The sequence below is a fragment of the Vibrio vulnificus CMCP6 genome (assembly GCF_000039765.1).
Classification (GTDB): Bacteria; Pseudomonadota; Gammaproteobacteria; order Enterobacterales; family Vibrionaceae; genus Vibrio; species Vibrio vulnificus_B.
In genome coordinates this window covers 2,946,747-2,964,815 of sequence record NC_004459.3, presented here as the reverse complement: position 1 = coordinate 2,964,815, position 18,069 = coordinate 2,946,747, and the positions used below count along the sequence as shown (strand labels likewise).

General features: G+C 47.4%; 15 protein-coding genes. 6 read left to right on the top strand and 9 right to left on the bottom strand.

What is annotated here, in order from left to right; all coding sequences use genetic code 11:
* Positions 1-24: 24 nt before the first annotated feature.
* The 3 genes from torA (at position 25) to VV1_RS13745 (ending at position 4,643) form a co-directional block, all read left to right on the top strand.
* Positions 25-2,487 (top strand): trimethylamine-N-oxide reductase TorA, encoded by a 2,463-nt coding sequence (gene torA, locus VV1_RS13755; protein ID WP_011080716.1) that lies wholly within the window; start codon positions 25-27, stop codon positions 2,485-2,487.
* 272 nt (positions 2,488-2,759) lie between these two features.
* A complete protein-coding gene (locus VV1_RS25495; RefSeq protein WP_332178885.1) occupies positions 2,760-2,912 on the top strand; it encodes a hypothetical protein in 153 nt (50 codons plus the stop codon).
* A gap of 741 nt (positions 2,913-3,653) precedes the next feature.
* The gene (locus VV1_RS13745; RefSeq protein ID WP_011080714.1) at positions 3,654-4,643 is read left to right on the top strand and encodes a porin; all 990 of its coding nucleotides are present in this window, start codon (positions 3,654-3,656) and stop codon (positions 4,641-4,643) included.
* Between the two features lie 89 nt (positions 4,644-4,732).
* On the opposite strand, the gene VV1_RS13740 is transcribed toward VV1_RS13745, so the two are convergent.
* Entirely contained in the window at positions 4,733-5,650 is a 918-nt protein-coding gene (locus tag VV1_RS13740) for a sulfotransferase (protein ID WP_011080713.1), read from the bottom strand.
* 236 nt (positions 5,651-5,886) lie between these two features.
* Here VV1_RS13740 and VV1_RS13735 point away from each other — a divergent pair, with 236 nt between their 5' ends.
* Positions 5,887-7,626 (top strand): glycoside hydrolase family 36 protein, encoded by a 1,740-nt coding sequence (locus VV1_RS13735; protein WP_011080712.1) that lies wholly within the window; start codon positions 5,887-5,889, stop codon positions 7,624-7,626.
* A gap of 101 nt (positions 7,627-7,727) precedes the next feature.
* On the opposite strand, the gene VV1_RS13730 is transcribed toward VV1_RS13735, so the two are convergent.
* The gene (locus VV1_RS13730) at positions 7,728-8,942 is read right to left on the bottom strand and encodes a putative manganese transporter (protein WP_011080711.1); all 1,215 of its coding nucleotides are present in this window, start codon (positions 8,940-8,942) and stop codon (positions 7,728-7,730) included.
* 178 nt (positions 8,943-9,120) lie between these two features.
* Here VV1_RS13730 and VV1_RS13725 point away from each other — a divergent pair, with 178 nt between their 5' ends.
* Together VV1_RS13725 and VV1_RS13720 are read left to right on the top strand one after the other, a co-directional pair.
* Positions 9,121-10,026, top strand: coding sequence for a manganese-dependent inorganic pyrophosphatase (locus tag VV1_RS13725; protein ID WP_011080710.1), 906 nt, complete (start codon positions 9,121-9,123; stop codon positions 10,024-10,026).
* 131 nt (positions 10,027-10,157) lie between these two features.
* A complete protein-coding gene (locus VV1_RS13720) occupies positions 10,158-10,547 on the top strand; it encodes a DUF2750 domain-containing protein (RefSeq protein ID WP_011080709.1) in 390 nt (129 codons plus the stop codon).
* A gap of 93 nt (positions 10,548-10,640) precedes the next feature.
* Here VV1_RS13720 and VV1_RS13715 read toward each other — a convergent pair whose 3' ends face one another.
* The 7 genes from VV1_RS13715 to pspF form a co-directional block, all read right to left on the bottom strand.
* Positions 10,641-11,423, bottom strand: a complete 783-nt coding sequence (locus VV1_RS13715; protein ID WP_011080708.1) for a DUF2927 domain-containing protein — start codon at positions 11,421-11,423, stop codon at positions 10,641-10,643.
* A gap of 52 nt (positions 11,424-11,475) precedes the next feature.
* Positions 11,476-12,261: a peptide ABC transporter ATP-binding protein gene (locus VV1_RS13710; RefSeq protein ID WP_011080707.1), complete on the bottom strand. Its 786-nt coding sequence runs from the start codon at positions 12,259-12,261 to the stop codon at positions 11,476-11,478.
* Positions 12,258-13,253 (bottom strand): peptide ABC transporter ATP-binding protein, encoded by a 996-nt coding sequence (locus tag VV1_RS13705; protein ID WP_011080706.1) that lies wholly within the window; start codon positions 13,251-13,253, stop codon positions 12,258-12,260. Before VV1_RS13705 ends, VV1_RS13710 begins: the two co-directional genes overlap by 4 nt.
* A complete protein-coding gene (sapC, locus tag VV1_RS13700) occupies positions 13,253-14,140 on the bottom strand; it encodes a putrescine export ABC transporter permease SapC (protein ID WP_011080705.1) in 888 nt (295 codons plus the stop codon). The genes VV1_RS13705 and sapC overlap by 1 nt, the downstream gene beginning before the upstream one ends.
* Positions 14,127-15,089 (bottom strand): ABC transporter permease, encoded by a 963-nt coding sequence (locus VV1_RS13695; protein ID WP_011080704.1) that lies wholly within the window; start codon positions 15,087-15,089, stop codon positions 14,127-14,129. Before VV1_RS13695 ends, sapC begins: the two co-directional genes overlap by 14 nt.
* Positions 15,089-16,705: an ABC transporter substrate-binding protein SapA gene (gene sapA / locus VV1_RS13690; protein WP_011080703.1), complete on the bottom strand. Its 1,617-nt coding sequence runs from the start codon at positions 16,703-16,705 to the stop codon at positions 15,089-15,091. Before sapA ends, VV1_RS13695 begins: the two co-directional genes overlap by 1 nt.
* A 176-nt stretch (positions 16,706-16,881) precedes the next feature.
* A complete protein-coding gene (gene pspF / locus VV1_RS13685) occupies positions 16,882-17,919 on the bottom strand; it encodes a phage shock protein operon transcriptional activator (protein WP_011080702.1) in 1,038 nt (345 codons plus the stop codon).
* Between the last annotated feature and the right edge of the window lie 150 nt (positions 17,920-18,069).

Here is an 18,069-nt window from a genome sequence, read left to right as displayed (position 1 = left end):
TAAGCATTGGATGGAGTAATTTAAATGGCTATTACAAGAAGAAGTTTTCTTAAGGGCGTAGCAACCACAAGTGCTGCCTCTGTTATCGGTCCTAGCTTATTGGCGTCGGCTTCTGCAAACGCAGTAGAAACAACAGGAACTTGGAAAGTATCTGGTTCTCACTGGGGCGCGTTCCGCGCCCACATCTACGCGGGTAAAGTTCAAGAGATCAAACCGATAGAGCTAGACCAAAACCCAACTGAGATGCTAAACGGCATCAAAGGCATCATCTACAGCCCTTCACGTGTGCGTTACCCAATGGTGCGCCTTGACTGGCTGAAAAAACACAAGTACAGCGCAGATACGCGCGGTAACAACCGTTTTGTACGTGTGACTTGGGATGAAGCGCTGGATCTGTTCTACCGTGAGCTAGAGCGCGTACAAAAAGAGTACGGCCCTTGGGCGCTACACGCAGGCCAAACAGGTTGGAACCAAACCGGTTCATTCAACAACTGTACTGCACATATGCAGCGCGCTGTTGGCATGCACGGTAACTACATCACCAAAGTGGGTGATTACTCAACCGGTGCTGGTCAAACGATTCTGCCATACGTGCTAGGTTCTACAGAAGTATACGCACAAGGCACGTCTTGGTCTGAGATTCTAGAAAACGCAGACAACATTATTCTTTGGGCGAACGACCCAGTGAAAAACCTGCAAGTGGGTTGGAACTGTGAAACGCATGAATCTTACGCTTACCTTGCGCAACTAAAAGAGAAAGTGGCCAAAGGCGAGATCAACGTGATTTCGGTTGACCCGGTTAAGAACAAAACACAGCGTTACTTAGAGAACGATCATCTGTATGTCAACCCAATGACAGATGTACCGTTTATGTTGGCGATTGCACACGTTCTCTACACTGAAAACCTATACGATAAGAAGTTCATCGAAACTTACTGTCTTGGCTTTGAAGAGTTCATCAACTACGTTCAAGGCAAAACTAAGGACAAAGTTGAGAAAACACCAGAATGGGCTGCGCCTATTTGTGGCGTGAAAGCGGACAAAATCCGTGAATTTGCCCGCATGCTTGTGAAAGGTCGCACTCAGATCCTGATGGGTTGGTGTATCCAACGTCAAGAGCACGGTGAACAGCCTTACTGGGCAGCAGCGGTTGTTGCGGCAATGATTGGTCAAATCGGCTTGCCTGGCGGTGGTATCTCTTATGGTCACCACTACTCAAGTATCGGTGTGCCTTCAACCGGTTTTGCTGGCCCTGGTGGTTTCCCTCGTAACCTTGATGCAGGCATGAAACCTAAGTGGGACAACAATGACTTCAATGGTTACAGCCGTACTATCCCTGTTGCGCGTTGGATCGACTGTCTGCTAGAGCCAGGCAAAGAGATCAACTACAACGGTGGCAAAGTGAAGCTGCCAGACTTCAAGATGATGGTCATTTCGGGGTGTAACCCATGGCACCACCATCAAGATCGCAACCGCATGAAGCAAGCGTTCCAGAAACTACAAACTGTTGTGACGATCGACTTCGCGTGGACAGCGACGTGTCGCTTCTCAGACATCGTGCTACCAGCATGTACCCAGTGGGAACGCAATGACATCGACGTATACGGTTCATACTCAAGCCGTGGTTTGATTGCGATGCACCGTTTGGTGGATCCACTGTTCCAATCTAAGCCAGACTTCCAAATCATGAAGGAATTGACTGAGCGCTTTGGCCGCAGTGAAGAATACTCTCGCGGTATGAGTGAAATGGATTGGATTCGCAGCCTATACAACGATTGTAAGAAATCGAACGAAGGCAAGTTCGAGATGCCAGAGTTTGATGAGTTCTGGGAGAAGAGCGTACTGGACTTCGGCCAAGGTCAACCTTGGGTTCGTCACGCGGACTTCCGTCAAGACCCTGAAATCAACCCACTGGGTACACCTTCAGGCTTTATCGAGATCACGTCTCGTAAGATCGGTCGTTACGGTTACGAACACTGCCAAGAGCACCCAATGTGGTTCGAGAAATCAGAACGTTCACACGGCGGACCAGGTTCAGACAAACATCCGTTCTGGTTGCAATCTTGTCACCCAGACAAACGCCTGCACTCTCAGATGTGTGAGTCTGAAGAGTTCCGTGCGACTTACGCAGTAAAAGGTCGTGAGCCAGTCTACATCAACCCACTTGATGCAAAAGCAAAAGGCATCAAAGAGGGTGATTTGGTACGCGTGTTTAATGACCGTGGTCAGCTTCTTGCTGGTGCTGTGCTAACGGACAGCTACCCACGTGGCGTGATTCGTATCGAAGAAGGCGCGTGGTACGGTCCTCTAAACGAGAAAGTGGGCGCAATCGACACATATGGTGATCCAAACACACTGACTCAAGACATCGGCTCTTCTGAGTTGGCACAGGCAACTTCTGCGAACACCTGTATCGTAGACTTCGAGAAGTTCACTGGTAAAGTTCCACCAGTCACCTCATTTGGTGGTCCAATCGAAGTCGCGTAATCGCAGCTTGATAATGAACGAGAAAAGGTCTGGCATACATGCCGGACCTTTTTTTGTTTCGATAACGCAAAAATTGAATTATCCATTACATATTTCTTCGATTTCCTTCCCACAAATTATTTTCTTCTAGCGAATTACGCTCGCTGTTTTGTCGTTTTCCATATGATCTCAACTGGATGTACTCAATAAAGTGGGGCTATGGCTCAAAGAGTCGCGCTGCTATTGGTTTTGTGCGGTTTTCGTTAGGGGCTTTTTCGTCAGGAGCAAATGCCATGTTTTGGCCATTTAAAAAATATGATGTTGAGATGTCTCCAGAAGTGCATGGGGTGATCATGCTTGAAGGAGTGCCACAGGAAGGGATGACGGTTGTTCGAGAGTTGTTTTACGAAGGGAATAAAAAAGGGAGTTTTCTTTTCCCTCTATGACCATTCGTTCGAAATTGCCAGGAGATATTTTTGGTCAAAATTTCCATGTTAACCAGTTCCTTTTTGTTCAATGGAAGAACAATAAACTCAAGGTATGGGGCGCCACATTACCGACACAAGGTGGTAAAGAAGTCTCAGATATGCTCAGCTCCATCAGTTGTGAGCTAACTAATGTTCCCCGTATTCACGAAGTGGAAACAAGTTCAGATGAGCGTTTGCCTATATCCGTTCACTCTATTTGCGGCTGGAACAGTCCGAACATAAACACATACATCTATGATCAAAGTACCGATACCTATATACGTTATAAGAAGACGCCGCAGTCCTAGAAACGTATTTTTAATGCTAAATAAAGAGTTAAATTAGACGCTGAGTAATTGGTTGGTCTGTATGCTTTGTGAGCGTTTTGGTGCGGTTTTTTTCGCTTGTATTTGGTGGGGTGTCATTGAAAGTGATTAAAACTGAAAATTTATATGCTGATTTTAGATTTATACTTTTTTGTGAATTATTGGCTGTTTTTGTGATTGCGTTCGCTAAAAACACAGTTAATCGATTAAATAGAGCGCGTTTTTCATTGTTTTTTAGAAAAATTTCCTTGCTCTAGTGGTTGTAATTTATATCTATTTGTAATGTTTTATTAGGAAAGTTTTGTCTTTGAGAATAATTTCGCCGCAACGGCTGACGCTTACGGGCTAAGTCGAGTGGTGAAAAAATCTATAAAATTGATAGGACAAAATAAAAATGAAAAAAACAGTATTAGCGGTGGCGCTATCTCTTGTTGCTGGTTCTGCGATCGCAGCAGACGTAAACCAAAACGTTTCTGAGCGTGCTCGTGAGTCAATGATCGACCTAATCCTTTCTGGCGAAGAATTCTCTGTTGGTGGTCAAGTGGCTGTCGGTGGTGAGTACCTAGAAGGTCGTAAAGTAAACGGCGAGAAAAAAGAATTTCACAACTACGATGTAACTGGTTTTGATCTATTCATCAACTACCAAAAAGGCAACGTAATCGGTCAGTTTGCAGGTGAATTCGATCTAGCTGAAAACTACTCTTCAATGGATGCTAAGTTCTCTGTGATCGACACTTGGGTTGGTTACAAAACCGGTTTTGGCGTAGCGTCTATCGGTTACGCAAACGACTCTGCACTTGATGCAGTAGATGGTGCAGCGGATCTAACTATCGAGTACGGTGCATCTGCATCTGACGCTTCTGACGTAAACCAAGTGATCAAATTTGAAGGCATGAAAGAAGGCTTCAAATACGGCATCGCTTACTACGGTGACCGCGAAGCAGACGCATCTGGTCAACGTGGTTTCAACGGCTATGTTGGTTTCAAAAATGAACAGTTCCAAGTTAACGCTGGTTACGAGAAGAACGACGAGAAAGCTGGTGGCACTGACATCGAGCAAATCTACCTAGTGAACGGTGTGGTGACTTTCGGTGATCTAGCTATCGGCGCGAATGTTGCGAACCACGAGCGTTTCAACGGTGATGAGTCTATGCTTTACAGCGCATCTGCAGGCTACACAATCGATAAGCTATACCTAGCTATCGGTTACGCAAATCAAGAAGCATACGAATCAAATGGTGTAGATTCAGAGTGGACTAACTTCGGTGGTTCTTACCAGTTCACTAACAAGCTGTCTGCACTTGTTGACATCAAAGTTGATTTGTCTGATGACAACAACAGCGATGATCTAGCAGCATTCTTCAAAGTTGCTTACGACTTCTAAGAACTTCCTTAGCAATTTATGGCCTGCATTGCGGGCCATTTAAAGCAGGACGCTTTTTTGGCGATAATCCACTGCCTTTTCTTTGACCCTCAGGATTCGAGGGTCTTTTCGTTTTCACACCAAGCGGATACTCTTTTCGCGATACCACTCACTTTTGCTGCTTTGTTTTGATCCCTAATGGGACTGTTTCTCAGTTTGTTGCGCACTCTTTCGCAAGGGGGAAGGTGACAAAAATGCATAATTTGATGGACGATAAACTGCGGATCTCGAACAAAGTCCTCGTAGTGAACCGTCAACGATTTTACTTTTGTTCGTGCGATTTCCTCCTCGGTGGTTTTCAGGATTTTACTCAGTTGAAATGCGGTGCTGCATACCGGGTCGTGACGAATTTGCTGATAGGTTTCGAGTTCGTGGTTGCTGTAGGCACCTCGCCACCACAGCTGATGTAACCCCTGTGCTTGCCAAAATGGCACCTTGAGCAGTGAATTGACGGTGGCGACGGGCTCGCGAACGACATTAATAAACAACGCGTCTGGGAATATACTGGACAAATACTCGACACGTCCTGGGCCAGTAAATTTCATTGCTAAACGCGGTTTGCCTTGTGCTCGCAAATGCTGATTTAAATAACGACGAATCCGTTGCTTCTCCTCTGCACTGGCTCTCTGGTGAAGCAAAAATCCGCGGCTAAAATCGACCTCATCACGAGTGATCTTTTGCCACAAGGGCCATGCTTCAGCGGGTCTGGGGAGCAAGTTATTGAGCGGTAACGTGCGATTAAGCTGCGCTTTTTCGCCGGATAGGTGCCAAAGTGAGTTATTGGTGAGTCGGGTGAGCCAAGCAAGTGATGGTAGAGCCGGAAACCACTCGCAGTAATTGTCTGGCCAGCCAAGGCTGTGATGAGCCATAACAAACTCAGAAATAACGGTCGAGCCTGAACGGCCGGGACCGATAAAAATGATTGGCGCTGATAATCGTGTTTGATGATCGGGTTGGCTTGTCATCATGCTATCGTCCCATCTTAGTGTCGTTTTTTTGCTTGCTTTAAGGTTGTACGCAAAGCTTGTGCCAAGCGGAAATTTTATAAATAACAATTCGTTAGGGAAAATTTACTCTTCGGTGCTGAGTTATTCTCAATTTGATAGGCAATTTGAAAATCTTTGCCAGCAAATCGTGATGAAGATAACGATTTGTAGTGCTGCTATTGACTGATAATACAAGAAAAACACAGTGAGCAGATTTCATGAAAAGCCCTTATACCTTAGGCAATCACATCCCTTTCGAGGTGAATGATGATGAACTGGAAGTGACGATAAATAACAATGAAGTTCACTTCTGCTATCACGGTATGCACAACCGTACCATCGATGATCGATTTGAACTTTTTCGTACTCCTTTCAATTTTGAAGCTCAGGCTCAGCTCTTGGGGGACGGGTTTCAAATGTTGGCGCAGACCACAGGCACTCGAGACCAAGTGATCGACATCGGTCGTTGTCCTGACAATAACCCACAATATCGCCTTTATTCACAGCATGCGCCTAAGCGTTACTACAATTACTTAGTGATTGAGGAATCACAGGGTTACACCTTGTTTGGTTTTACCTCATGCCGGCGCTTCGCTGGCTATTTTGAGCTGGAACAGGCGGGTAACCACTGGCATGTTGTCGCTTATCTTGATGGCGAACAGACGGAAATCCAAGATTGGGAAACCAATACGCTGGAATCTGTGGTGCTGTTGGAAGGAGAGTCTTTGTCTGAGCTCTATGCTGAGTTTGCGCAACATATTGCGGTTCATCATCCGATCAGAGCAGGGGTGGAGCAGAATTCGCCAGTAGGTTGGTGTTCTTGGTATGCCTATTATGCCGATGTGAGCCAGCAAAATATCTTAGCGAATGTCGAGCAGATGCAGGGCAGCTTAGAGGCGCTGGAGTGGGTCTTACTTGATGATGGCTATCAGGCCTTTATGGGCGATTGGCTTACTCCTTCTGACAAGTTTTCAGGGGGAGTCAAACAACTGATTGCACAAATTCGAGCGAGTGGCAAAAAACCAGCGATTTGGCTGGCGCCCTTTATTGCTCAGCCTGAATCAGAGATCTTTCGTAAGCATCCCGAATGGTTTGTTAAACATCAGGATGGCTCACTGCTAAAAGCAGAGGACATCACTTATGGCGGTTGGCGCTGTACACCTTGGTATATCCTTGATACATCACATCCTGAAGTGCAGGAGCATCTAACTCATGTGGTAAAAACCATGCGAGAAGAGTGGGGCGTAGAGCTCTTTAAATTGGACGCTAACTATTGGGGAACGCTAAAAGGGCAGCGTTACCAAAAAGGCATAACAGGTGTTGAAGCGTATCGACTCGGAATGGAAGCCATTGCTCAAGGAGCGGGCGAAGCGTGGCTACTTGGTTGTAACGCACCTATGTGGCCCTCTTTAGGATTGGTTGATGCCATGCGCGTTTCGGATGACGTTGAGCGCCACGCACATCGCTTCGAACAAATTGCCAAAGAGACCTTCTACCGCAGTTGGCAGCATCGAAAACTTTGGCAGATTGATCCTGACTGCGCAACGTTCACTTCGCTACCTAACCAAGGTGCGCAAAGGCAAGAATATGAATTTCACCGCAATGTCCTACTTGCGTGTGGCGGGCTGCTGCTGTCGGGCGATCCACTTCCAGAGATCACGCCATTCGCCAAATCTTGTCTTGCCAAATTGATGGTTCGTCAAAAGCACAATCAGAATGCGGCGAAATTTACCGCGTTCAGTCTCAACCACGCCTTCTTGAAGCTAACCGAGAAAAACGATCTGCACTGTTTGTTCAATTATGACGGCCAGCAAGACAAAGAGTTTACGTTGATCTCTGATACGCCAGTGCATTGGTACGACTACTGGACACAAGAACGCTTAAGTGATGAGCCTTGCCAGTTGTTTGTGACCCAATTAAATCCAGGCTTGAATGCCAAAGCCATCGTCACAGCGTAAGCGCGCTTAGTCGTAAGCATATCCAGACAAGAGCCTCACGTTATAGAGGCTCTTTTCCGTTGAGATGATGGGGTGTTTGACGGTTGTTTGCTTTGTACAAACTAATATTCAAACAGGAAGAAATAACCATAACCCACAATAAACGCAGGAATGGCGGAGTAAATCGTCGCGACCAAAGCCGCTTTCGGTGCCATTGCAATGGCAGGGAAGAGCGCGTCACCATCGTTTGAAATCGCGTTAGCGAGCTGCGCGGAGAGCGGAGCGGCACCGGAGAGATATAAGCTGGTCATGAGAATTTGTGGCCCGCATCCGGGCAACATTCCCACGGCAACCCCGATGAGTGGCATCCATACGCCCCATCCTGAGAACGTCACCTGTAAATTCAGTCCAGAAAAATAGCGAGTCAGCTCAAAGACGAGAAAGGCCAAAATCACCCAAGCACTGACGAAATTCGTGTCTTGGGCGGCTTTTTGAATCGGATGGGAGTCGATGATCTTTTCGTCTTCAGAGACGGCGGATTGATAGCTGCCGAGCTCTTTGGTCAATGCCCAAAGGAACATGCTGGTGACGGCGAAAATCGCGCCCATCCATTCGATGGTGTTTTCCTCAAGACCAAGCAGCAAATTCACATCCACTTGAAACGAACCAAGCAGAGCGACGCCCGCGGCAGGTATCAGAAGCCATTTCCAAAACGCGCCCTGTAAGTTAATGGCTCGCTGTTCAAGTGGGGTGTGAGTGTTTTGCTTGTTTTGGCAACAATGTGGTTGGTTAGGTTCATCGCTCACTTTGGGCCGTAAAAAATCGTCGCTATGGAATGCGTTCACCACCATGCCAGAAAGGGTTCCGACTGCAATGCCCAACGCAATAACGCCGAGTCCAGTCACGGGTTTGGCGGCGAGCAGCAGAAAGGCAGCGTCGCCCATGGTTGAGGTTAGCACGGCCACAATCGCTCCAAAGCCAACTCGGCCGCTGATGAATTGCGTTGTGACAACAATAGCGCCGCCACAACCGGGCAGAGCGCCCAGTAATGCTGCAAAAAAGACTTGGTAGTGGCGTGATGCGCGATAAAGTTGTGTGACTCGATTGGTGCGCGACATAAAGCCAGACAAATAGTGGTAAATGGCGAGTGTGGCCGCGACGTAACAGGAAACCGCCCAGAAAGAGTCAGAGAGAGTCGTAACGGTGATTTGTCGAGTCGTGTCACTAAGCAGCAACACCAAAAGGGCAACAGGCAATATCAACCGTTTATGAGCGAGACGAAACTGCGTCGGTTGCAGCAATGGGTGCGTTGAGCTAAAAAATTTCGTTGCGTTCATTGTTGCCCTCAATGCAAATAAGAATGATTATCATTATATAAAAGTGAGAATTATTCGCAATAGCTGGACGTCACTTTTCTTGGTGTCAAATCCGCTCATTTCAGGTAAAGTATGCCCCTTTGTGAGCAACCCTGCTTTTTGGTTAAGCAGGAATAACGAGACTTGGATAGGAAAGATAATGATTCTAGTTGTAGGTCATAAAAACCCAGACAGTGACAGTATTTGTAGTGCCATCGTAGCCACTGAGCTGCTAAAAGCGCGTGGCGTTGAAGCGATGCCGATTCGTCAAGGCGAAATCAACCGCGAAACACAGCACATTCTTGAAGTGGCTGGTGCAGAGGTTCCTGAGCTACGTACATCAGTAGCCGGTGAAACGGTGTGGTTGGTGGATTACTCAGATCTTGCTCAAGCGCCTGATGATATCGCTGAAGCTGAAGTTGCGGGTATCGTTGACCATCACCGTCTTGGTGATGTCATGACCGTAAACCCAATGGAAGCATGGATCTGGCCTGTTGGTTGTACTAACACCGTTCTGTTCAACATGTTCAAGATTGAAGGTCACGCGATCTCTGAAAAAATCGCTAAGCTAATGATGTCTGCAATCCTGTCTGACACTGTTGGTTTTGCTTCTCCAACTTGTACGCAAAAAGATAAAGATGCCGTTGCAGAGCTTGCACAAATTGCCGGCGTTACCGATGTTGATGCGTTTACTAAAGATCTGCTGATCGCGAAAACAAATATTGAAGGTCTATCTGCTGCGCAACTTGTAGAGAAAGATCTGAAAGGTTACCCATTCAACGGTCGTGACGTGGTTGTAGGCCAAGTTGAACTGGCAACGCTTGAGCAAGTCGACGGCATGATCGAAGCACTAGAAGCGGACCTACAACGTCGTTGTGACGAAGATGGCCTTGCGTTTGCTGCTGTTATGCTAACTGACATCACGACAGCTTGGACTCGCTTGATCTACAAAGGTGAGTGGTCAGACAAACTGGCTAAGCATGAAAAAGATGGCCTGCTGATGATGGAAAACACGCTAAGTCGTAAGAAGCAAGGTTGGCCTTGGCTTCAAGTTGAGCTTGCGTAATCAGTCGCACAGAGTGAAAGAGTCTCTCTGGTACCAGGTGAGACTTTACACCATAATGGAAACGCCCATTTGCCACGGCAAGTGGGCGTTTTTAATTAAATGTCGCCAAAAGGCAAAAGTGGAGAGGCGCAATGACCACACCATTATCCCAAGATCAAATTCGTACCATTAATAGTTACGATCAAGAGCAGCGTTTACGTTACTGCGTTAAGGAAATTGTCGCCCAGCGCCAAGTATGGATCCTCACTGATGAGCATGGCTGCGTGATGCTCAACACCGAAGAGGAAGAGTGCGTACCGGTTTGGCCAAATAGAGAATTTGCTGAAGAGTGGGCCACGGGCGATTGGCAAGAGTGCCAAGCGGAATCGATCTCGCTAAACAAGTGGCACAGCCGCTGGACTCGTGGCTTAGAAGACGACGAACTATCGGTTGTCGTGTTTCCGAGCATTAATGAGGAAGGGGTGGTGTTGTTCCCTGATGAGTTTGATTTTGAACTGAAAAAACAGGCGGCGAAGAGATAAAACGCTCTGGTCAATCACGGAACATAACGGTGCGATTCAGCACCGTTTTTTCATCGCCGCATAGCAATTTAACGGCTTTGAACCGCTTAACGATCAATACCCAATAAACTGAAACAGCTCGGTTTGCGTTGCTACATCGACGGATTGAGATAAGGTGCCATTGTCGGCGAAACGCGTGAGCAGTGTACTTAGTACTGGTTTGACTTCCGCCTCCGACATACCAGCCTTAATCTCAGGTTGATAAAGCAATTTGAGTAGGACGATATCAAGTGGTGAAAGTAACTCTTCTGGGGAATTGTCATTAAAAATAGAAGGGTAAGCCTGATCTGAATCGTTAGGCAGACCGAGAACCTGAGTGATTTCTTCCACAATACAAGCGACCAATTTGCCGTGCTCGCGCGCTTTGTCGACAGGAATAACAATCGCAGCGTAATAGATGGCACTTTGGCGAGTTTTAAAACCCGCTTTGCAAACCGCGCTGCCCAGATTGTTGGCAGATTTGCGTCCCATGAGACGTTTGACTTCACTTTGATAGCTCGATTCTTGGGTGAACACCCAAACAACGTTGGCTTGTGCTTTGTCGTTGGTGGTCTCAATTGAGAGGCCCGTGATGGCGGACAAATCACGGAGGTGCATTTTTAATAGCGATTCATGCAGCGCTTTATCTGCGACCTGATGTTCAACGTACACACGTACAGGCGTGTGCCATTTGCGAACTTTCTTTTCCCCAGGGCTATATTCATTGCGCAATGCCACTTGAATGAATGCATTGCTGACGAAGGCTGGTTGAAGCCACGTTTTTTCCAGTGCATGAGTGCCCGATGTCAAAAGTAGGAGAGCAATGCCAATCAGTGATTTCACCCAAACTCTATTCATGCATTGCTCCTTGCTTCGCTGACTATTTTCTCATCACGCTGACAGATGGCTTCTAGTAGTGAGAAGGGGTTTTGTAGAAATGGTTTTCGACCAAACGTTGTGTAAGAGGATGCTGTGGATCGCTTAACACGATTTGCGTATCACCAGATTCCACCACTTCACCTTCATGCATCACCATCACTTTATCGGTGATGTGTTTAACGATACCGATGTGCTGTGATACATAGACAAACGACACGCCCATCTCTTCTTGCAGTTCCAAAAAGAGGTTGATGATTTGTGAGCGCATTGCCATGTCTAAGCCGTTTAGCGCTTCGTCGGCAACGATGATAGAAGGTTGTAGAATCAAGGCCCGTGCTAAGCAGACACGCTGCTTTTGTCCGGTTGCCAGCATCTGCGGATAAAAATAGGCGTGTTCGGGTAACAAGCCAACCCGCAACAGTGTGTCTTTAACCCGCTTTAGACGTGCTTCCGGCGGCATGTTGGTGTTTCGCTTGAGTGGACCTTCTAAAATACGCCCGATTTGAATACGTGGATTCAACGAGGTGTTGGGATCTTGGAAAATCATCCGAATCAGTTTGCAGCGTGTGGCGTAGTCTCTGTGCTCAAGTCGCTCGCCGTTGACACGAATTTCGCCAGAAGTCGGTTCCACCATGCCGGCCAGCATGCGGGCTAGTGTGGATTTTCCTGAGCCATTTTGGCCAATGAAACCAATAGTTTGGCCAGCTTCTAGTGTAAAACTAACCGGTTTCACTGCCTGCTGTACTTCCCGTTTAAACAAGCCTGAACGGGTAACAAAATTTTTCGACAGGTTTTCAACCTCTAACAACGCACTCATGAATCTTTCTCCGTGTTAAGAGGGAAATGACAGCTAAACTTATGATTTTTAATACGACGCGCATACGGAATCTCAACACACTGGCGCTGCGCGTATGGGCAACGAGGTCCCAAGCGGCACCCTATCGGCAAATGTTGCAACGGAGGAATCGAGCCCGGGAGCGACTGCAACTTCTGCTTGTGAGGAATCCAATGACTAAAGTCCGGCATGGCTTTCAGTAGGGCTGCGGTATAGGGATGCTTCGGTGCTTCCAAAATACGATCTGTGTCAGCCGATTCCACCGATTGGCCACAGTACATCACCGTAATACGGTTGGCCCATTGGGTAATGTTGGTTAAGTCGTGGCCGATGAGCAAAATCGTCGTGTTGTTCAACTGATTCATTCTGCTCAACAAGCGTAGGATCTGATTTTGCGTGATCGGATCGAGGTCGTTAGTCGGCTCATCCGCGATCAACAGTTTTGGCGCCGTGGCGATCGCCATCGCAATCATCACTTTTTGGCATTCACCATCTGTGAGTTCATAGGGATAGCTTTTCATCAAGCGTTGATGATCTTTAATGCCCACTTTATGCAAAAGTGCAATCGCGCGTTTTTTACGCCACTTAAATCGCTCCCACCATTTCCCTTCAAAAGTGCGTGATGGAATCGATTCAATCAACTGCTTGCCCACTTCTTCAGACGGGTCAAGGCAGGTAGACGGCTCTTGGAAAATCATTGCGATGTCGCGGGCGATGACACGTCGACGCTCACTTGGCGTGAGTTGCAGTAGGTCAATGTTGCCCAATCGCATGCGGTCGGCGGTGACTCTCCAGTTGTCTTTGCATACCCCAACGATGGCTTTGGCGACCAAGCTTTTACCAGAGCCAGATTCGCCAACTAGGCCGCGAATTTCACCTTCATTTAGCGTGAGGCTCATGCGATCAACGGCTTTCACCAAGCCTTGCGGAGTCTCAATTTCGATCGTCAAATGACGAATATCCAATAATGGCATTATTCGATCCCCGCATTGAGAGCTCGGCGTACGCCATCCCCGACAAGGTTGATGACGATAACGGTAAACATAATGGACAATCCGGGCAGTGTTACGGTCCAAGGCGCGAGATAAATCAGCTCCACGGAATCGCCAAGAATTGCGCCCCATTCGGTGCTCGGTGCTTGTGCCCCCAGCCCCAGAAAGCCAAGCGCGGTGATGTCTAAAACAGCCACAGACAGCGCCAAGGTAATTTCGGTCGCAATCACGGTCAGTACGTTCGGCAAAATGGAGTTCCACAGCAAGTAGAAGCTATTCGCGCCATCGAGTCGCGCTGCCATGATGTAATCTTTTTCAACTTCGGTGTGTATGGCAATGTAAACCGAGCGAATAAAGCGTGGAATCAGCGCAAGCCCAACGGCCAACAACACGGTGAATTCGCCTGCACCAAAGAATGCGACAAAGATGATCGCCAAAAGCAGTGATGGAATGGACATGACCGTATCCAGTAAGTGGTTCAACGTACTGGATAGAAGTCCGCGTGTCATCCCTGCAAGAACACCGATAAAGCAGCCAATGATGGCGGCGATGGCAGTAATGATGATCGCGGCGCCTAAAGTGGGCTGCGTTCCCATAATGAGGCGCGATAGGATGTCTCGGCCTAAATCATCGGTACCAAGGAAATATTCGACTGTCCCCGCAGGGCTCCATGAAGGAGGCACCAGTAATTGCGCGGTTTGTTGTTGAGGGTCGTGCGGGACCAACCAAGGTGCGCTGATGGTAACCAGCAACAACAAGATCAAACACCACAATCCAAACATAGCGAGATTGTTATTGCGGAAGCTACGCCAAAAGCGCTCAAATTGAGTCGGAATATGCTCTTCCTGGTAAACACTATCGGTTAGCATACCATTCCTTCCTTACCAGTGGATTGATCATCGCGCCAATCAGATCGGACAAAATGTTGGCCGTGAGCACTAATGTCGCCACGACCATCACTCCCGCTTGAATCGATACATAATCTCGATTCGAGAGTGCATCTAGTAACCAACGGCCAATACCCGGCCAGTTAAAAATAGATTCCGTAATGATGGCCAGCGTTAGCATGCTGGAAAGTTGTACGCCAACTTTAGGAATAATGGGTGGAATCGCGTTGCGTAATACATGTTGGGTGACGATTTCTCGTGTGGTTAAACCTTTGATTCTGGCCGCTCGTATGTAGTTTTGACTCATAACGTCGGCCACAGAAGCTCGCATCAAGCCGATCACTTGTGTGGTTGGCGCCAGCGCCAAGACCAAGCAGGGCAGTACCATATGTTCAATGACGCTCTGCAGTGCATGAGCTTTGTAAGGCCCTTTAGCAAGAAACGCATCGATGATGGCAAAACCAGTGACGTGTTGGATTTCATAAAGTAGATCGTAGCGCCCAGAGACAGGAAATATCTCGAAATGGAGAGAGAACACCATCAGCATCAATAGTGCGACCCAAAAGAGCGGGGCAGAGTAGCCAGACATGGAGACAAAGGAGATGGTGGTGTCGACCCACTTACCTTGTTTCATACCTGCTATCGTTCCAAAAGGAATGCCGATCAAGAGCGCGACCAAAAAGGCAAAGAAACAGAGTTCCAATGTGGCGGGAAACACCACCGCCAATTCATCATAAATGGAGGCACCGCTTTTACTCACTCCAAAGTTAAGTTGCGCGAGTTCGGAAAGATAAATACTCCAACCATGCCAATATTCGGCTTGAGCCCATACTGACTCTGGGTCTAAGCGTAAGATCGAAAAACCAACCATGGTTAAAATGGCCAGTGTAATGACGAATAAGTTAAGGCGTCTTACTGCATACCAGAACATCAATAAGCTCTCTCTACCGTGTCGAAAGGTTGGGAATTGAATGGACTGGATTTGAAGCCAATCAGCGATTTGTCATGAGCACGGAACTGAACGCCGTGTGCCAATGGAATCACAGGGAATTCCTCGTTGAGAATATTTTGCGCTTGACGATATAAGTTTAGGCGATAACGATTCTTTTCGGTTTCTAACGCGAGATCGAGCAAGAAATCAAAATCACTGTTACACCACATGGCAACGTTAATCCCCGCTCTTTCAGAGCTGCAAGAAAGCAGTGGGCGTAAGAAATTATCAGGATCGCCAGTGTCTCCCACCCAACCCGTTAGTGAAAGATCGCCTTGTGTGTGATCGGTGGTCACACGTTCGTTTCTTTCATCAGTAATAAGGGTTAAGTCGATACCAATATCCGCTAGATTAGACTGAATCAACTCTGCGGTTTTTCTCGGGCTTGGGTTATAGACACGAGGCTCTAGTGGTACCCACATCGTTAGTGACAGTCCTTTCTCGTAACCCGCTTCACGCATCAGCGCAAGTGCGTAGTTACGATCAAAACGCACTTTAACGCTGTCTTTCTGGTATGCCCATGAGTTAGGCGGCAACAAGGTGTACGCCTTTGTTCCTGTCCCATAGTAGACGGAGTCGAGGATATTTTGTCGGTTGATCGCGAGGTTCAATGCTTGGCGCACACGCACATCTTTTAGCGCAGAATGGCTGGTATTGATGGCGATGAAAGCAACGTTCATGGCCGGCGTTGCCGTCAGTTCCATATTGGGGTTGTTTTCAATAATCGGGATCTGGCTGGAGATTGGCGAGCGCAATACATCGCACTCGTTACGCAATAGTTTGGCAAGCGTACCTGTACCACGTTGTGAAATATCGAAAACCACCTGTTCCATTTTTACCGGGTTACGCCAATAGCCTTCGTGGCGACGTAAACGAACCAAATCGTTAATTTGATACTCGTCTAACAAAAACGGACCACTGCCAACGGGATACATATCGATACGCTCTTTGGCATCTTTTGCCGCCAGTTGATTGGCGTATTCGGCAGACAGGATCACGGAGTGCGCAGTCGCAAGATTAGAAAGAAACGCAAAATTCGGACGGCTGAGAATAAACTTCACTTGGTCATCGGAAAGGGGCACCACATCCACCAAAAGGTTGGCAAAGTCTATGCCAGCAAACCAAGGGTAGTTTCCTCCGCCAACGAGATGATAAGGGTGACTAGGGTCGATGATACGACGGAAACTAAACACCACGTCTTCTGCGTTAAGAGCGCGTGAAGGGGTAAACCAGTCAGTGGTTTGAAAAGCGACATTTTTGCGTAGGGTAAACGTGTATTCTGTGCCGGTTTTATTGACCTTCCAACTTTCAGCAAGGCTCGGAATGGGCTGATGCGTTTGTGGGTCAAGCGTCAAAAGGGTATCGAAAATCTGCGGGCTGAGAGTGTCTGCCGTAATACCACTATCAATCAACTGAGGATTGAAGGTTTTAAGGTTGGTTTGCCCACAAAAAACAAAGCCAGTTTGGCGTACTTCTTTGTGGTCAATGTCTTTGCCACACCCGGTTAGTAAGCTAAAGCCTAATAATCCCAATGTGAGGTGTATTAGTGTTTTCATAAAATGAAACGTTTCGTATGTCAGTACGCCTAAGTTAGCGCCCAAAAGATCCGGCTAATTTATCATTTTATTCACCCCACTCCAAACATAAATTCGTTTTTGAGCAAAGCGTTATTGGGCCTTTCGAGCTGCTTTAAGTGTAACACTCCAGCGATATTTTGCTGTTGGACCTAGGTCTAGTTTTGTCCCACTAAGGCGTATTTTCTTACCATACCTCGGAATTGGTGATAGCTGAGCCCTAAAAGATCGGCGGCTTGGCGCTGGTTGAATTTACTGGCTTCCAAGGCTTGATTAAGTAGTTTAATGTCTTGCTCTTCTTGCCACTGTTTATAATCAATCGGGAACGAAATCTCGGTCGTTGCTGGTGGAGAGAGTTGATCGTCGCTTGTTGAACTTGATGCAGTACTCGATGCATTCGGTTGGTCTTGTTCGGCCTTTTCGCTCTCCCAACCGGTAGCGAAGGGATTAAAAATCAACTCATCGATCGGATCTGGATTCAGACCGTGACGATAAATGGCCCGTTCTACGACGTTTTTCAGCTCCCGAACGTTGCCCGGCCAGCGGTATTGAGTCAACTGCTCATTAGCATGGGAAGTAAAGCCGACAAAATAGTCGAGTTTGAGTTCTCGGCACATTTTTATCGCGTAGTGCTCGGCGAGCAACAGAATATCCTCTTGGCGCTCTCGCAATGGCGGTAGCGTAATGACATCAAACGCGAGTCGGTCGAGCAAGTCAGCGCGAAACTGACCTTCTTCGGCCATTTTTACTAGATCCGCATTGGTCGCACACACCAAGCGAACGTCCGCGGTCAGTGGCTGATGGCCACCCACGCGCTCATACTCACCGTATTCGATCACTCGTAACAATTTTTCTTGTACCATCAAAGGCGCAGTGGCCAGCTCATCAAGAAACAGGGTACCGCCTTCTGCACGTTCAAATCGCCCCTTATGTTTCCCCTTTGAGCCCGTAAAAGAACCGGATTCATGGCCAAACAACTCGGAGTCGATCAAACCTTCAGACAAAGTGGCACAGTTGAGAGAGAGCAGGGGCTTATCCCAACGTTTAGACAGGTAATGCAAGCGCTGAGCGATCAGTTCTTTCCCTGTGCCTCGCTCACCAATGATCAAGATTGGACGCTCAATCGGTGCCAGTTTTGACACTTTGTCGAGGACAGACAGAAAGGCAGGTGATTCTCCGATCAAGTTTTGCTTCATAAGTTCCTTCTTAGTGAGCGTTTGGGAAACGAAATTGGTTAAATTCACCAATATTTGGTGAAAATCATCATAGCATAGGTTCGGAGAGAGACAAGTTGAATTCTATTTTATTGAAAAATAAAGAAAATTAACTTTGGCATGCTTCTTGTT

What these genes read in the sequence shown, in the direction of transcription:
- torA (WP_011080716.1), top strand. Translation starts at nt 25, where the DNA reads ATGGCTATTACAAGAAGAAGTTTTCTTAAGGGCGTAGCAACCACAAGT.
- VV1_RS25495 (WP_332178885.1), top strand. Translation starts at nt 2,760, where the DNA reads ATGTTTTGGCCATTTAAAAAATATGATGTTGAGATGTCTCCAGAAGTG.
- VV1_RS13745 (WP_011080714.1), top strand. Translation starts at nt 3,654, where the DNA reads ATGAAAAAAACAGTATTAGCGGTGGCGCTATCTCTTGTTGCTGGTTCT.
- VV1_RS13740 (WP_011080713.1), bottom strand. Translation starts at nt 5,650, where the DNA reads ATGATGACAAGCCAACCCGATCATCAAACACGATTATCAGCGCCAATC.
- VV1_RS13735 (WP_011080712.1), top strand. Translation starts at nt 5,887, where the DNA reads ATGAAAAGCCCTTATACCTTAGGCAATCACATCCCTTTCGAGGTGAAT.
- VV1_RS13730 (WP_011080711.1), bottom strand. Translation starts at nt 8,942, where the DNA reads ATGAACGCAACGAAATTTTTTAGCTCAACGCACCCATTGCTGCAACCG.
- VV1_RS13725 (WP_011080710.1), top strand. Translation starts at nt 9,121, where the DNA reads ATGATTCTAGTTGTAGGTCATAAAAACCCAGACAGTGACAGTATTTGT.
- VV1_RS13720 (WP_011080709.1), top strand. Translation starts at nt 10,158, where the DNA reads ATGACCACACCATTATCCCAAGATCAAATTCGTACCATTAATAGTTAC.
- VV1_RS13715 (WP_011080708.1), bottom strand. Translation starts at nt 11,423, where the DNA reads ATGAATAGAGTTTGGGTGAAATCACTGATTGGCATTGCTCTCCTACTT.
- VV1_RS13710 (WP_011080707.1), bottom strand. Translation starts at nt 12,261, where the DNA reads ATGAGTGCGTTGTTAGAGGTTGAAAACCTGTCGAAAAATTTTGTTACC.
- VV1_RS13705 (WP_011080706.1), bottom strand. Translation starts at nt 13,253, where the DNA reads ATGCCATTATTGGATATTCGTCATTTGACGATCGAAATTGAGACTCCG.
- sapC (WP_011080705.1), bottom strand. Translation starts at nt 14,140, where the DNA reads ATGCTAACCGATAGTGTTTACCAGGAAGAGCATATTCCGACTCAATTT.
- VV1_RS13695 (WP_011080704.1), bottom strand. Translation starts at nt 15,089, where the DNA reads ATGTTCTGGTATGCAGTAAGACGCCTTAACTTATTCGTCATTACACTG.
- sapA (WP_011080703.1), bottom strand. Translation starts at nt 16,705, where the DNA reads ATGAAAACACTAATACACCTCACATTGGGATTATTAGGCTTTAGCTTA.
- pspF (WP_011080702.1), bottom strand. Translation starts at nt 17,919, where the DNA reads ATGAAGCAAAACTTGATCGGAGAATCACCTGCCTTTCTGTCTGTCCTC.